At 69.9% G+C, this 15207-nt stretch carries 14 protein-coding genes; 6 read left to right on the top strand and 8 right to left on the bottom strand.

All coding sequences use genetic code 11. From position 1 onward, the window contains the following. Positions 1-22: 22 nt before the first annotated feature. Entirely contained in the window at positions 23-481 is a 459-nt protein-coding gene (locus BJQ94_RS13195) for a cytochrome c oxidase subunit 4 (protein ID WP_265398869.1), read from the bottom strand. A 238-nt stretch (positions 482-719) separates the two neighbouring features. On the opposite strand from BJQ94_RS13195, the gene BJQ94_RS13190 reads away from it, so the two are divergent. Both BJQ94_RS13190 and BJQ94_RS13185 read left to right on the top strand, forming a co-directional pair. Beyond that, complete coding sequence (locus BJQ94_RS13190; RefSeq protein ID WP_265398870.1) at positions 720-1571, top strand: DUF4433 domain-containing protein; 852 nt, start codon at positions 720-722, stop codon at positions 1569-1571. Positions 1572-1764: 193 nt separating this feature from the next. Then, positions 1765-2190 carry a hypothetical protein gene (locus BJQ94_RS13185; RefSeq protein ID WP_265398871.1) on the top strand — a complete coding sequence of 142 codons (426 nt, stop codon included), beginning with the start codon at positions 1765-1767 and terminating at the stop codon, positions 2188-2190. A 204-nt stretch (positions 2191-2394) separates the two neighbouring features. Here the strand turns inward: BJQ94_RS13185 and BJQ94_RS13180 are convergent, their stop codons facing one another. The 3 genes from BJQ94_RS13180 to BJQ94_RS13170 all read right to left on the bottom strand — a co-directional run bounded on the left by BJQ94_RS13180 (position 2395) and on the right by BJQ94_RS13170 (position 4327). Beyond that, on the bottom strand, positions 2395-2949 hold the full coding sequence (locus BJQ94_RS13180; RefSeq protein ID WP_265398872.1) for an MOSC domain-containing protein: 555 nt from the start codon (positions 2947-2949) through the stop codon (positions 2395-2397). Positions 2950-2984: 35 nt separating this feature from the next. Beyond that, the gene (locus BJQ94_RS13175) at positions 2985-3707 is read right to left on the bottom strand and encodes a DUF4097 family beta strand repeat-containing protein (RefSeq protein WP_275875494.1); all 723 of its coding nucleotides are present in this window, start codon (positions 3705-3707) and stop codon (positions 2985-2987) included. Positions 3708-4117: 410 nt separating this feature from the next. Beyond that, entirely contained in the window at positions 4118-4327 is a 210-nt protein-coding gene (locus BJQ94_RS13170; RefSeq protein WP_265398588.1) for a hypothetical protein, read from the bottom strand. Between the two features lie 172 nt (positions 4328-4499). On the opposite strand from BJQ94_RS13170, the gene BJQ94_RS13165 reads away from it, so the two are divergent. After that, the gene (locus tag BJQ94_RS13165) at positions 4500-5243 is read left to right on the top strand and encodes an endonuclease/exonuclease/phosphatase family protein (RefSeq protein ID WP_265398589.1); all 744 of its coding nucleotides are present in this window, start codon (positions 4500-4502) and stop codon (positions 5241-5243) included. 71 nt (positions 5244-5314) lie between these two features. Further along, complete coding sequence (locus BJQ94_RS13160) at positions 5315-6559, top strand: exonuclease domain-containing protein (protein ID WP_265398590.1); 1245 nt, start codon at positions 5315-5317, stop codon at positions 6557-6559. Between the two features lie 9 nt (positions 6560-6568). Here the strand turns inward: BJQ94_RS13160 and BJQ94_RS13155 are convergent, their stop codons facing one another. Then, positions 6569-6859 (bottom strand): GNAT family N-acetyltransferase, encoded by a 291-nt coding sequence (locus BJQ94_RS13155; protein ID WP_265398591.1) that lies wholly within the window; start codon positions 6857-6859, stop codon positions 6569-6571. A gap of 71 nt (positions 6860-6930) precedes the next feature. Between BJQ94_RS13155 and BJQ94_RS13150 the strand changes: the two genes are divergently transcribed. Then, positions 6931-10425, top strand: a complete 3495-nt coding sequence (locus BJQ94_RS13150; protein ID WP_265398592.1) for a bifunctional RecB family nuclease/DEAD/DEAH box helicase — start codon at positions 6931-6933, stop codon at positions 10423-10425. A 20-nt stretch (positions 10426-10445) separates the two neighbouring features. Here the strand turns inward: BJQ94_RS13150 and BJQ94_RS13145 are convergent, their stop codons facing one another. Beyond that, positions 10446-10805, bottom strand: a complete 360-nt coding sequence (locus BJQ94_RS13145) for a hypothetical protein (RefSeq protein WP_265398593.1) — start codon at positions 10803-10805, stop codon at positions 10446-10448. A gap of 4 nt (positions 10806-10809) precedes the next feature. Beyond that, positions 10810-11316, bottom strand: coding sequence for a MarR family transcriptional regulator (locus BJQ94_RS13140; protein ID WP_265398594.1), 507 nt, complete (start codon positions 11314-11316; stop codon positions 10810-10812). Between the two features lie 111 nt (positions 11317-11427). Here BJQ94_RS13140 and BJQ94_RS13135 point away from each other — a divergent pair, with 111 nt between their 5' ends. Then, the gene (locus BJQ94_RS13135) at positions 11428-12060 is read left to right on the top strand and encodes an NAD(P)-binding domain-containing protein (protein ID WP_265398595.1); all 633 of its coding nucleotides are present in this window, start codon (positions 11428-11430) and stop codon (positions 12058-12060) included. Between the two features lie 97 nt (positions 12061-12157). Here the strand turns inward: BJQ94_RS13135 and BJQ94_RS13130 are convergent, their stop codons facing one another. After that, positions 12158-15205 carry a DEAD/DEAH box helicase gene (locus BJQ94_RS13130; protein WP_265398596.1) on the bottom strand — a complete coding sequence of 1016 codons (3048 nt, stop codon included), beginning with the start codon at positions 15203-15205 and terminating at the stop codon, positions 12158-12160. Between the last annotated feature and the right edge of the window lie 2 nt (positions 15206-15207).

Below are 15207 nucleotides of genomic sequence, written 5' to 3'. Positions count from 1 at the left end.
GCCCCGGCCGGGGTGGTGACGCTCAGCGGGCGAAGAAGCCCCGGTAGTACTCGTAGGTCCAGCCGACCAGGGCGATCAGGCCCACGCCCACGCCGATGATGGAGATCCAGACACCCACCGCGAGCCCGAGGAAGACGAGGGCGAGGGAGGCGGCGACGAGGATCGGCCACCAGCTGAACGGGCTGTAGAAGCCGAGCTCCGGGTCGTCGTCGTCGATATTGCCGTTCACGTTGTCCTGGGGCAGCTCACCGCCCTGGGCTTTGTGCACTCGGCCGAGGTAGAAGGCTATGAACGCCGCCAGCACGAAGGTGAGCCCGAGAACGACCGTGCCCACCCAGTCCACGGGCGGGAGGGTCTGGGTCGATGCGCCGGGATTGTTCACGTGCTGGGCATAGACGATCAGATTCCAGACCGTGTAGGCAACATCGGCCACCAGGAAGAACCCGGCGAGGACCCAGAACAATCTGACGTTCGCTCCCATGCAGGCAAAATACGCCGTTCGGCCACATCGACCAAGGCCTTCACTCGGTGCCGGCGCGACGCGGGACACGCCAGGGGAGCGCCCCGGATGCCCGATTGGGTCCGGATTGTCACCTGTTCAGCCCCGGATTGTCCCGGTTCTGTCACCGGGGCCCGCGAAATGACCGTAACTTAGATAGGTAGGCACACTCCCGTCGAATCCGGCGCGCAGCGAGCCTGCGCACACGAAGGGTTGAGTTGTGAACGAGGAATGCATCCACGGACTGGACGGGGAGCTCTGCGCCCTGTGTTTCCCACCCGCCGCCCCCGTCGCATCGACCGTACCCGCCGTGCGAGCCCCGCGCGCCAGCCGCGCGCGCACCCCTGAGGCTCCCACCGCCCTGCGCACCATCGCCGCGCCGATCACCACCGGCACCGCCAAGACCAAGCGCCACGACGACAATGTCGGCGAACAGCGCATCTACCACCTCACCCACATCCGCAACCTGCCCGGCATTCTCGCCACCGGCCGGCTGCTGGCCGACAGCAGCGAAGACTGGGAAACCCGTCCGGTCGTCGACATCTCCTCGCCCGCGAACCGTGATGCCCGCCGCGACGCGCGCGTCTCCGGCCCCGACAGCCTCGCTGTCGCCGACCACGTGCCGTTCTTCCTCTCGCCGAACGCACTGGTCTGGGAGAACATCCGCGCCCAGTCCCTCGACCCGCGCCTGTCCGACGACGCCCACGACGCCGCGGCGTTCGACTTCGTGATCCTGGTCTCGACGGTCAAGAAGGTGCTCGACGCCGCCGACGACGCCGAGACCCCGTTCGCTGTCACCGACGGCGACGCAGCCTTCGCCAGCACCCGCTTCGGCTCCACGACCGACTCGGCCGACCGCCTGCTACGCACCCTCCGCGCCGACCTCGACTCCGACACGATCCTCAAGGCCGAGCTGCTCGTGCCCGGCGAGGTCCCGTTCGGCCTGATCACCCTCATCGGCGTCGCCAACGACAGGGTGCGGGACGCGGTCAAGCCGATCCTCGCCACCCTGAGCCACAAGCCCAAGGTCGCCGTGTACCCGCCGTGGTTCCACCCGACCGAAGAGATCTAGACCAGCGGATGCGCCGGGGTCGCGGCCGGTGAGCGCCGGGTCCCGGGGTGGGTCGCCTGCTGAGTCGTCTGGCGCTGCCACCTCAGGCGCTGCGACCTCGAGTGCTCCGACGCGTGCAGCGGAGCGTGCTGCGACCCGTGCCGCCGCGCGCTCCGCGAATGCCACGAAGCACCTGCCTGCCCGGTGGCTCGAGGTGTCGGTCGACGAGGCCACCGCGCACGCTTTCGCTCACACAGCCATGGCCGGGCGCCGCTATACGCCGGTCGGCGAGCGTGTCGACGGTGTGGTGCTATACCAGTACGGAACGCTGCTGACGGAGTTCCTGTCCGAGATCGCCGGCCTGCCCCTGATCCTGCGGCTCGCGGGCCGCCCGTACGGCTACGCGAAGATCGCCGTCTGGACCGAACCTGCCGCCGGCGGCACCCGCGTCAGCGTGAGCCTGCTGACGGGGCTGTTCCACGCCGAGGCCCTCCGTCTCACCGTCGACGAGCTGATCCGTGCCTTCGACACGGCGGGCACCCTGCTCCGCGCCGGTGAACCGTTCTCCGGCATCGACCTGCCTCCCGCCTCGCCCGGCCGCCCCCTCGCGCATCGCCGCTGGCGCTCCAGCCGCGCCTGAGCCGTCCCGCCCGCCGCCCAGCCCCTCCCGAGTTGCGCCAAAACGCCCCTTGCGGGCCCTCGAAGGGGCACTTTGCCGGAAGTCGGCGCATGCGCCCGTTTCGACTTGCCGCAAAGCGCCCTCTCCGGGCCACCGAAGGGGTGCTTTGCCGTAAGTCGGTGCAGGGGTGGATCGTGAGAGTCGCCGGATGGCGCGCTGACTGGGCTACACCACGCCGAGCGGACGGTGTTCGCCGGCGGGCAGTTCCACGCGCAGCTCGTCTCCCGGGGCCACGGTGCCGTCCACCACGACGATGCCCATGATGCCGGCCCGGCGCAGGATGTCGCCCGACGCATCCGTGCTCTTGAGCTCGCCCTTGAGGCCGGGCTGGAACTTGTCGATCATCGAGCACGGGTCGCGCATGCCGGTGACCTCCACGACGGCGTCGGCGCCGAGGTGCAGGCGGGTGCCGACCGGGAGGGCGAGCAGGTCGAGCCCGGCGGTGGTGACATTCTCGCCGAGCTGCCCGGCCGCCACGGTGAATCCGGCGTCGGCGAGCTCGTCGAAGAGCTCCGAACGCACCAGATGCACCTGGGTGAGGTTGGCCCGGCCGGGGTCGGTGCGGATCAGGTAGCGGTGCTGGGTGGTGGCACCGGCGTGCGAGTCGCCCTCGATGCCGTAGCCGGCCAGCAGGCGGATGCTGGGCACAACGGGTTTGCTGAACCGGTGCTTCTCGTCGCGGCTCACGGCCACGACGGAACCCGTCTGCTGCTCACTCATGCCGCCATCCTGCCAGATGCCGCCCCGCGCCGACACTAGCCGATCGCCTCGACGGTGATGCCGCCGTTGGTGGTCTGCGCGGTGATCGACCGCCGGGAGGTGCTGTCGGAGGGCACGGCATCCGAGTTGACGGTGCCGTTCGTGGTGCGGGCGGAGACCAGGTAGCTCACTCCGGCCACGGGCACCCGCACGGTGATCGAGCCGTTGGTGCTGCCGGCGTCCACGGAGTCGGGGGCGTCGGCGAAGGTCAGCTCGACAGAGCCGTTGGTGGTGGCGGCGGCCACGGACTTGGAGGTGGCGTCACGAACGCGGATGTCGCCGTTGGTGGTCTGCAGATCCACCCGGCCCACTGTGCCCTCGGTCTCGATCGCGCCGTTGGTCGTGGTGAGGGTGACCCGGCCGGTGAGCCCGGATGCCGCGATGCGGCCGTTCTCACCGACGACCGTGACCGGCAGCACGCGAGGCAGTTGCACGGCGACGCTGATGGCGCAGCGGGAGAACAGCTGGGCCTCGCAGCCGCCGCGCACCTCGGTGACACCGCCCTCCGTGCGTACCGTGAGGGTCGGTTCGGTGCCGAAGAACGACCCCGTCATGCGCACGTGCACACTGTCGTCTGTGCTCGGCTCGAGGGTGACGGCAGCATTGGGAATCTGCACGCTGAGGTTGGTGCCCGGAGACCCGGTGGCGCGGAGATCCACGGGGCCGCTGCGACCGGACAGGGCGAAGAAGAACGCCAGGACCAGCAGGAGAAGCCCCACCGTGGGAAGGAGTACGTAGAGCAGGGTGCGCCACAGGGGTGCCGGGCCCTGTCCGGCGGCGCGCGGCTCCGCGGCCGGAGCGGGCGGACCTGCCGGACCGCCCGGAGGTGGCGGAGGCGGCGGAGGGGGAGTGGGCGGCGCGGAGCGGGCATCCGGCGGCGGCGTGGGCGGCGACCCTGAGGGTGGTGGTGCGGGTGGACGTGAACCGGCCCCGCCGCCCGCCCCGCCCGCCGCCGACCGGACCACGGGCGGCCGCGGGCGGCCGTGCGGCGGCGACGTGTCGGTCATGGCGTGGGCTCCCCGGGTGAACGGGGCCCTGGCGCACCCGGCGGTCTGCCGGCAGGCGGGCGCCCGCTGCTGGGGAACGTAGCAGGGTTGCCGGCGCCTCGATATGGCCGGCGCCGGGGAGCTCAGCGCTTGGTGAGGTCCCGGTCGCGGTAACGCAGCAGTCTGGCTCGCACCGACAGGATGCCGCCGGCCACGAGGGCGACGATCGCCACCGGCAGCAGAACCGACAGCATCACGCTGTTCGTGGCGGCATTGACGATCAGGAGGGCCACGGCCAGGCCGCTGCAGGCGAAGGCGGCGACCGTGTAGGTGGTGAACGTCCAGGATTTCACGGGGCAGGCATCCAATCGGTGGCAGGTCGGCGCGGCCGCCGAGCTGATTACACGGTACCAGCGCCACCCCGACCCGCCCGCTCAGGCACCCCGGCGGCGCACCCGATGCGGCATTCGGCGCAGAGCGAACGTAGGCTGGATGTCTAGCCACCGATTCAGAGATAGGTCTGACGTGAAGGTCATCAGCTACAACCTCCGTAAGAACCGTGCCAGCGGGGAACTTATTGCACTGGCAGAAAAGTACGACCCCGACCTGCTGTGCCTGCAGGAGTGTGACACCCTCGACCTGCCCGCAGAGGTGGGACTGCTGCACCTCGCCGACTCCACCACCCGCAACCGCCTGGGGTTGGCGGTGTACTACCGCAAGGACCGCTTCACCGCGAGGAAGACGCAGACCTTCGCGCTCAAGAAGTCGATGCACGACATGCTGCTCACCCCCGCGCACGAACGGTTGATCGGCACGCTGCTGTACGACATGGCCGCCCAGCGGGAGCTCGTCGTCGCCTCGTTCCACGCCGCGCCGCTCACCGCCCGCAACTCGCTGCGTCGCAATCAGATCCGCTCGGCGCACGAAGAGCTCAACGTGCTCGGCCCGAACCTGCCGACCCTGATGGTGGGCGACTACAACTACCCGATCTTCAAGAAGCACCTCAGCAACGAGGTGCGGGAGTCCGGTTACGACCTCACCCTGAGCGACAGCCGCACCTACACCAGGTACAAGTTCTTCCGCGGCCACTTCGACCTGGCCACCTCGGTGGGGCTCACCATCGACAATGTCGAGACGCTGCCCCGCGGCACGAGTGACCACATGCCTATCCTGGTCACGTCGTCGTACAGCGATGCGGTCGTGCCTGCGTCCGACCAGACTCAGGATGCGGCCGGCGCCGTCGTCCCCGGCGGCGAGTTCTCGATCTAACCGCGGTCCACATCCGGCCGACACCCGTCGCAGGGTCTAGAGTCATGCATACGAAACGCGAAGGAGCCCGCATGACCGGCTTCGCTGTGGTCGACTTCGAAACCACCGGACTCTTCCCCGGCGGCCACGACAGGGTGATCGAACTCGCTGTGGTGCAGCTCAGCTCGCACGGTCAGTTCGAGGGGCAGTGGGAGAGCCTGGTGAACCCCGGGCGCGACGTCGGGCGGGCAGACAGCCACCGCATACGCACCAGCGACGTGCTCGACGCGCCCACCTTCGCCGAGATCGCCCCGCGGCTGCTCGACCTCCTGCGCGGTCGGGTCGTCGTGGCGCACAACGCCAGCTTCGACGTTCGCTTCCTCGTGGCGGAGCTGCGCCGGGCCGGGCTGGATGCGCCCGCCGACATCGTCACACTGTGCACGATGCAGCTCGCTCGCGACTTTCTGCCCGGCTCGGGCCGCTCGCTCACCGATTGCTGCGCGGCGCTGGACATCGAGCTGGACGGCGGCCATCGCGCAGCCGGTGACGCCCGCGCCACGGCCCGGCTGTTGGCGGCCTATATCGAGGCCGCGGATGCGCCGGAATTCTGGGCCGCCCACCTCGCCGCCGCCGCGGACGTGCCGTGGCCGGTCGCCTCGACTCCGGCCGTTCGGTGGTACGCCCGAACGGTGTCCTCGCACCCGATGAGCACAGAGGCGTTCCTCGAGCACCTGGCCACCCGGTTGCCCAACGTGGCCGGACCCGCCGAATACGTCGACTACCTGGCCCTGCTCGATCGCTGTCTGATCGACCGCACACTCTCCAGCCACGAGGCGGACTCCCTGGCCCGGCTGGCTCAAGAGCTCGGCCTGGATCGTGCCACCGCCGAGAGGCTCAACCGGCAGTACTTCGCGGCGTTCACCGCGCTGGCCTGGACCGACGGAATGCTCACCACCGCCGAACTCGCCGACCTGGTGAACGTGGGCATGCTGCTCGGCCAGCCGGCAGCGACCGTCGCGGCGGCCCTGAACGAGACCCGGCAACAGCCCACGTCACACGTCGCCGCGCCGGCGCCCGGCACCGACTTCTCGTTGCAGCCCGGCGACCTGGTCGTGCTCACCGGCGACATGCTGAGGGTGCGCAGCGACTGGGAACGGGAGCTGCGGGAGCTGGGCCTGGTGCCGTGGAGCGCCGTGACCAAGAAGGTGAAACTGCTCGTAGCCGCCGATACCGGCTCCCTCTCGGGCAAGGCCCGCAAGGCCCGCGACTACGGCATCCCGATCGTCGACGAGGCCACCCTCATCAGGCTCGCCCGTGCGCGGGTGGCGGGGCGGTAGGCGGCCGGCTCAGCCACGCACCCGCAACAGGTGCGAGCGCTCAGGATGCTTGGCGAACCACTTGCCCACGTACCAGCAGTCCGGCGCTATCGCGCGGTTGCTCGTGGCCTCCACGTCGTCCACCGCGAACGCCACGACCTGGCCGGCCAGGCCCTGCCCGCGGCGGTGCGGGTCGGTGAAAGTGTGGTGGAACGACACGGTGTCGCCCTGGACGAGGTAGTCGGCCAGGGCCGCGAGCTCGCCGTCGATATAGAGGGCGTAGCGGGAGGCATCCGGTTCGTGGAGGAGAGCAGTGGTCACCTGACCAGCGTAGACCGCCGTGTCGGTGGTCTCCGGTAACCTGACCACACCCAGCAGGTGGAGGCGCCTTAGTGTTCTTGCTCGATACCACAGTGATCTTCAGTGCGACCGACCTCGGCGCCGCCGCGGGCTGCGAGTGGGCGCTGATGCGCAAGCTCGACGGCAAGCTCGGCCGCATCGAGACCGTGCCCGACGACGGCGACGCCATGCTGCGCCGGGCCGGCGCCCTCGGCGACGCGCACGAACTGCGCTATCTCGAGACGCTGCGCCGCACCCGCGAGGTCGTCGAATTCGACCGCCCGTCCATGCGCGAGCTGCCGCAGGCCGCCGCGGCCACCGCCGACGCGTTCCGGGCCGGCGCAGACGTGCTCTTCCAGGCCACCTTCTTCGACGGGCGCTTTGTCGGTTTCGCCGACTTCATCATGCGAACGGATGACGGCGCCTACGAGGTCTACGACACCAAGCTGGCCCGCTCGGCCAAGATCACCGCCCTGCTCCAGGTGGCCGCGTACAGCGACCAACTGCAGAGGCTCGGCATCAGAATCGGCGAGAACGTGCACCTCCTGCTCGGCGACGGACGCACGAGCACCCACCGGCTCCGTGACATCCTGCCCGTGTACCGCAAACGCCGCGCCCGGCTTGAACGCCTGCTCGACGAACGCCTCGCCGATCCGGAGCCCACCCCGTGGGGCGACCCGCGGTACACGGCCTGCGGCCACTGCGCGGCCTGCGCCGTGGAGGTGGAGGCGCACCGGGACGTGCTGCTCGTCGCCGGCATGCGGCTCACCCAGCGCCGGCATCTGCTTGCGGCCGGGCTCACCACCATCGAGAAGTTGGCCGCGAGCACCGGGCCGGTCGCCGGCCTGGTCGACACCACAGTGGAGGCCCTCCGCGCCCAGGCCCGGCTGCAACTGCAGTCCCGTCAGCTCGCCACCGGCCAGCCCGGGCACGCCGACGCCCCCGCGTTCGAGGTCTACAACCCGGTGGCACTCGGCGCCCTGCCCGCACCCGACGCCGGCGACATCTTCTTCGACTTCGAGGGCGACCCGCTCTACAGCGAGACCGCCGCCGGCACCGAGAACCCCGAGTGGGGGCTGGATTACCTCTTCGGCCTGATCGAGACCGACGGCACCTTCCGTCCGTTCTGGGCGCACGACTACGCCGAGGAACGCCAGGCCCTGATCGACTTCCTCGGCTACGTCGCCGAGCGACGCGCCCGCCACCCGAACCTGCACATCTATCACTACGCCGCCTACGAACGCACCCACCTGCTGAGCCTGGCCGCCCGGCACGGCGTGGGTGAAGACGCCGTCGACGACCTGCTGCGCGCCAACGTGCTCGTCGACCTCTACCCGGTGGTCAAGAAGAGCCTGCGGGTGGGCTCCCGCAGCTACTCGATCAAGAAACTCGAACCGCTCTACATGGGCGCCGACCACCGCGAGGGCGTCGACAACGCCGCCGACTCCATCACCGAATACGCCGACTCCCGCGACCTGTTCCGGGCCGGCCAGACGGATGCCGCCCAGGCCAAGCTCGACGCCATCGCCGACTACAACGAATACGACTGCCTCTCCACCCTGCGCCTGCGCGACTGGCTGCTCGCCCGCGCCGACGAGGCGGGCGTGCCGCGCGCCGCCGCCCGCGATCTCGAACTCGACATCCCGGTGCGGGAGCCCAGTCCGGTCTATCTAGCTCTGGCGGCCGAGGTGGCGGATGCGCCGCCGGGCGACCGCACACCAGACCAGACGGCGATCGCCCTGGCCTCCGCCGCCATCGACTACCACCGCCGGGAGGGCAAGAAGTTCTGGCAGGAGCACTTCGACAGGCTGCGGAACCCCGCCGACGAGTGGTCGGCCACCCGGGACGTGCTCATCGTGGAGCGGGCCACCGTTGAGCGGGACTGGAGCCTGGTCGGCCGCGACCGCAACCTGTCCAGGGTGCTGCGCATCGAGGGTGAGGCCGCGCCGGGCAGCTCGCTCAAGCTCGGCCAAAGGCCCTTCCTGCTCTACGACGCCCCCTACCCGCCGCTCGCACCCACCGGTGAGCCCGGCTCGCGGGTGGCGCACGAACGCACCGAGATCACCGGACTGGTCGACGAGGCCACCGGTGAAGAGGTGCTCTATGTCACCGAGAAGCTCGGCCGCGGCGTCGACGCCTACGACCAGCTGCCGATGGCGCTCACTCCGGCCACGCCGCCGCCACCGGGCACCCAGGTGCCCGCGATCGCCGAGTGGGGCCAGCGGGTACTCGACGCGTTGCCTGCGATGCTGCCGGATGCGGCGCTGGACATCTTGCGGCGGGTTCCGCCGCGATGGGTCTCGACAAGCTCGACCAGCGAGGCGTCAACAAGCTCGACCAGCGGGGCGTCGACGAGCTCGACCAGCGGCGGAGACGTCACCCGTGCCATCCGCGACACCCTGCTCGGCATCGACCGCTCCTACCTGGCGGTGCAGGGCCCGCCCGGCACCGGCAAGACCTACACCGGCTCCCGGGTGATCGCCGAGCTCGTGCGTGATCACGGCTGGAAGGTCGGCGTGGTCGCCCAGTCGCACGCGACGGTGGAGAACATGCTCAGCGCAGTGCTCAAGGCCGGACTCGGCTCTGAGCACGTGGGCAAGAAGGCCAAGGCGGGGGAGGAGAACCGCGAGACCGGCTGGACCGCCCTCTCGCCGAGCCGGTTCGCCGAGTTCACCGGTCAGGCCGGCGGCTTCGTGCTCGGCGGCACCGCTTGGGACTTCAGCAACGCCGCCCGCATCGAACCGGGCTCGCTCGACCTGCTCGTGATCGACGAAGCCGGCCAGTTCTCGCTGGCCAGCACCATCGCATCCGCGGTCTCGGCCCGCCGGCTGCTGCTGCTCGGCGACCCGCAGCAGCTGCCGCAGGTGAGCCAGGGGTCACACCCCGAACCCGTCGACGTGTCCGCGCTCGGCTGGCTCACCGCCGATCACGACGTGCTTCCGCCTGAATTCGGGTACTTCCTGGCCAAGAGCTGGCGGATGCACCCCGCGGTCTGCGCACCGGTCTCCAGACTCTCCTACGAGGGCAAGCTCGAATCCCGGGCCGCCGACCGGCACCTCGACGGCATCAAGCCCGGCCTGCACCCGCTGCCGGTGCCGCACAGCCTCAACTCCACCTCCTCGCCGGAGGAGGCCGAGGCCGTCGCCGGGCTGATCGGCTCCCTGCTCGGCCGCGCCTGGACCGTGAACGGCGCGAGCAGACCGCTCGGTCAGGGCGACCTCATCGTGGTGGCGCCCTACAACGCGCAGGTCGAGGTGCTCAGGGAACGGCTGGCGCTGGCCGGGTGGCACGACGTGAGCGTGGGAACCGTCGACAAGTTCCAGGGCCGGGAGGCGGCGGTGGCCATCGTGTCCCTGGCCGCATCGAGCGCAGAGGAGGTGCCGCGCGGGCTCGAGTTCCTGCTGCTGGCCAACCGGCTCAACGTGGCGATCTCCCGCGCCCAGTGGGCCGCGTACCTGGTCTACTCGCCGGCGCTCACCGACGCACTGCCGCACAACGCCGGCACCCTCGCTCAGCTCAGCGCGTTCATCGAGCTCGTCGAGGGCTAGCTCGTCGGGGGCCCAGCAGCCTAGCGTCCGAGCTCCTCCGCAAACCGCTCCGGCAGCACCACGTTGTAGCCGGCGCCGGCGAAGAACGGGGCGACCTCGGTGGGCGTGTAGCCGGCGATGCCGCAGCCGATCTCGGTGACGAGAAACCTCAGCTCCGGATGCTCCGCCGCGAAGTCCACAAACCCGGTCACCTCGGCGTGCAGAATGTCCAGGCCGCTCATGCTGTTGATCGCATAGGAGTGCCCGTGCAGGCCGTGGCCCTGGCCCCAGACCGCGCCGAACCGCTCGTGCGCCAGCGCGGCGGCCCCGGCCGCGTGCATCCCTGCCGCGTTTGAGCCGAAGACGAAGACCTCGCCGGGTTCCAGGCGCGTGATCCGCATGGGCTCAGGCGCCCTCTGGCACCGAGTTGTTGAGTCGGTTGGTGGGGTCGAGCTTGAGCAGCAGCTGGTGGGAGATGGCGTCGAGCTGGGCCACCTGTTCATCGGTGAGCGGGTCGATCACGTTCTCCCGCACGGTACGGATGTGTCCGGGCGCTGCCGCCTGCACCACGGCCCAGCCCGGTTCGGTAAGGGCGGCGTTGGTGGCCCGGCGGTCGGTGGGGCAGGGGCTGCGCTGCACGAGACCGCGGTCTTCGAGGCGGCGCACCACGTGGGACAGGCGCGGCAGGCTGGAGTTGGTCATCGACGAGAGACCGGTCATGCGCAGGGTGCGGTTGGGCGCCTCGGAGAGCATCGCGAGCACGTAGTACTCGAAATGGCTGAGGTCGGAGTCGCGCTGCAGCTGGGAGTCGAGCAGCCCGGGCACGAGTTCCACGACGGCGACGAAACGCATCCAGGCGTGCAACTGCGACGAATTGAGTCCCTGCACGGGTGGCGTCTCGTTCGTGTTCATGACAACAGCTTATCAAGAGACTTTCATATTTGGTTGACGCAACAAGTAAAAGTGCGGTACATTACTTGTATCAACAACCAATCACAGCCGAAAGGCGAGAGGGAGAACGTCATGACGAGCGTCAGCATCATTGGAGCAGGCAACATGGGAACCGCCATCGCGACCATCGCGGCGAAGGGCGGCTCGCCCGTTCAGCTGCTCGCCCAGGACGCAGAGAAGACCCAGGCCGCGGCCACCGCCGCCGGCGCCTCCGTCGTCTCGGGTGTCGCGGGCGACGCCCTCACCGGCGACATCGTCGTTCTCGCCCTGCCGTACCCGGCCGTCGCCGGGGTGCTCGCCCAGTACGCGGGCCAGCTGGACGGCAAGATCGTCGTCGACATCACCAACCCGCTCGACTTCGCCACCTTCGACTCGCTCGTCGTGCCGGCGGATGGCTCCGCCGCGCAGGTCATCGCCGAGACAGTTCCCGGCGCCCGCGTGCTCAAGGCGTTCAACACCACCTTCGCCGCCACCCTGGCCACCGCTGCGGTCAACGGCGTCGCGCCGACCACGGTTCTGGTCGCCGGCGATGACGCATCTGCCAAGGAAGCCCTCATCAACGTGATCACCGCCGGTGGCGTTGCCGCCGTCGACGCCGGCGCCCTCAAGCGCGCTCGTGAGCTCGAGGCCCTCGGCTTCCTGCAGCTCACCCTCGCAGCCGGTGAGACCATCGGCTGGACCGGCGGCTTCGCCCTCATCAAGTAAGCCACCCCTCCACCCCTCCACCTCTCCACCTCGCGAGCCGTGAGTAAAGCCCCGAAAATCTTCGATCTTCGGGGCTTTACTCACGGCTCGCGGGTAGTTAGGGCTCGAGAAGACCCCGGATGTCGGCGGCCGTGAGGGTCGCGGCGAAGACCGCGTCGTCGTCTAAGACCGCCTGGGTGAGTTTGGCCTTGGTGTCTTTGAGAGCCATCACCTTCTCCTCGATGGTGTCCGCGGCCACCAGCCTGTACACCATCACGTTCTTGGTCTGGCCGATGCGGTGGGTGCGGTCGATGGCCTGGTTCTCGCTCGCCGGGTTCCACCACGGGTCGAGCAGAAAGACATAGTCCGCCTCGGTGAGGTTGAGCCCGAAGCCGCCGGCCTTGAGGCTGATCAGGAACACCGGGGCGTCGCCGGTCTTGAAGTCGTCGATCACGCCCGGCCGGTCGGACGTCGACCCGTCCAGGTAGCTGTAGCGGATGCCGTGCTTCTCCAGCCGCGCAGCGGCGAGGGCCAGGTACGAGGTGAACTGGCTGAAGATCAGGGCGCGGTGCCCCTCCGCCACCACCTCGTCGAGCTGGTCGAGCAGCGCGTCGAGCTTGCTCGATGGCACCCGGGCGTAGGCGTCGTCCACCAGGGACGCATCCAGGCTCAGCATGCGAAGCAGCGTGATCGACCTGAAGACGATGAACCGGTTGGCCTCGAGGTCATCCATCAGGCCCAGCAGCTTCTGCCGCTCGCGCTGCAGGAAGGTGTCGTAGATCTCGCGGTGCTCCGGGCCGAGCTCGATGTGCAGCACCTGCTCCTGCTTGGCCGGCAGGTCCCTGGCCACGACATCCTTGGTGCGCCGCAACATCAGCGGGCGGATGCGCCGCCGCAGCCGGTCGACGAGCTCGCGCTGGGTGCGCACCCCGCGTTCGGCCGGGCGAAGATACTCCTCGGTGAAGCGCCGCGCCGAGGGGAAGAGGCCAGGGGCCGTGATGGCGAACAGCGCCCACAGTTCCAGGAGGTTGTTCTCCATCGGTGTGCCCGTGACGGCGAGCGTGAACGGCACGTCGAGGTCGCGGGCACAGCGGTGCAGCTGCGAGGTGCGGTTCTTCACGAACTGGGCCTCATCGAGGACCAGGCCGGCCCAGCCGTGCGCCTGGTAGGCGTCGAAGTCGAGGCGGAAAAGCGCATACGAGGTCACGAGCACGTCCACGCCCTCGGCCTGCTCGGCCAGGCTGCGGCCGCTGGTGGCCTCGGTGCTGGCGACCGATGCCACCCGCAGCCCCGGCGTGAACCGGGCGGCCTCGGCCACCCAGTTGGAGACGACGGAGGTGGGGGCCACGACGAGGAACGGCTTGCGGGGGACGGTCGAACCGTCGGGGCCGACTCCGGGGTTCTGCACGGCGTGGCTGAGCAGCGCCAGCACCTGCAAGGTCTTGCCCAGGCCCATGTCGTCGGCGAGGATGCCGCCCAGCCCGTGCTCCCAAAGGAACACCAGCCACTCGAATCCGGCCACCTGGTACGGGCGCAGGGTGGCGGTCAGACCGGCCGGCAGCGTGGTGGCCTGGGGCAGAGCGGCGCCCTCGCCCCGGTCAAGGGCGAGCAGGCCGCCCACCGCGGCGCGCCAGGACACGGCCTGGTCGGTCTCGTCGGCGAGGTCTTCAAAGTCGCTCCACAGACTGGCCTGGTGCCGGTTGATGCGCAGGCCGGTCTCCCACTCCTGCAGGGCCCTGGCCTCCTCGATGAGCTCTCGCAGCCTGTCGAAGACCGGCTGGGTGAGCGAGAGGTAGCTGTTGTCGCCGAGCAGCAGCTTCTTGCGATTCTTGGCCAGGGCGGTGAAGATCGGGTTGAACGGCACGCTGTGGCCGTCGATGTGCACGAGCACTCCGAGGTCGAACCAGTCACGTTTCTCGGTCTCCAGGGTGGTCACAGTGAGGTGCGGCGTGCCGGTGAGCTCGCGATAGTCGGGCCGCTCGCCCACAAGCTCCACCCGGAGGCCCTCGATCTCGTCCAGCCTGGGCAGGGTCTTGTCCGTATATTCCGCTGCGGGAATGCCCCTGAGGGTCACGGCAGCGGCGTCGGGGTCCGCGGGGGCGCCGAGACCGGGCACCGCGGTGTTCACCCGGTCGAGCAGGCTGTCCTCCGCCTGCTCGTCGCGCTCGCCCTGCCATTCCCAGTCGAGCCGAACGGCCTGTTTCGGTTCGAAGCTCACGGTGTGCACGAGCACCGGCGGGGGTGGGGGAGGGAATTCGATCGAGGCATCCGCGCTGGTCACCGGCACCCCGCGGCGGAGGGTCTGGTAGTACTCGGTGAGGAACTCGTCGACCTCGCCGGCCGGCACGACCAGGTCTGCCCGCTCGGGCGCACCGAGCAGGCGGCGCTGCTCGGGGCTGAGCGGCTCGGCCGTGGGCGCCAGCACGATCTCCGGTTCGGCACCGAGGCTGAAGGCGTAGACGCCGTGTGAGCCCAGGGTTCCGGCGTCGTAGACCGGATGCTCGTGGCCGTCGATGGTGAGCCGCGGCCGCAGGGTGAGGTCGGTGGAGGTGAGCACCGCATCGAGTGCCACCGTTGCCGTGTGTCCCACCGTGACCCGGGCGTCTTTGTGGCTGCCGGCCAGGCCGATGCCCAAGCGGCCGGCCTCGGCGAGCAGGTGCCAGAGCAGCGGGCTCTCGAATTCGTCCAGGTAGAGCCACTCGGTATCCTGGCCGTTGTAGACCGGCCGGTCCACCCGGTGCAGCGGAACAAACTGGCAGAACCAGCGGTGCTGTTCCACGTTGAGATTCAGCCGGTTGAGCTGGTAGCCCACGTTGCTCCAGGTGAGGGTGGACTTGACCCACTTGCCGGAGTCGCTCCGCACGACGGGGCGCACGCCGAGCCTGTAGGCGCCGGCGCGGGCACGGCTGGCCGAGGCGCGCACGGCCGTGGCACCGCGCCAGCGGTCGTTGGTGCGCGGGGTCTGCTCGCGCAGTTCGAAGAGCAGTCCCATGCCGGTGCGGGCGGGGCCGTGCGTCCCGTCGTCCTGGTCGGCCGGGGCGGCGCCGGGGGAGTCGGTGCCTCGGCCGTCGGTGCCCGTGGCCGGGCCCCTGGTCAGGGCGGCGACGGCGGACTTCCAATCATCCGCGCCGGCCGCGGGGCGCGGCGTGGGGGCGGTGGGCGGCATGG

Origin of the sequence: Cryobacterium sp. SO2 (assembly GCF_026151165.2) — a bacterium.
Taxonomy (GTDB): domain Bacteria; phylum Actinomycetota; class Actinomycetes; order Actinomycetales; family Microbacteriaceae; genus Cryobacterium.
Note: the sequence above shows the minus strand (reverse complement) of the source record. Positions and strands in the feature narration are given on the sequence as shown.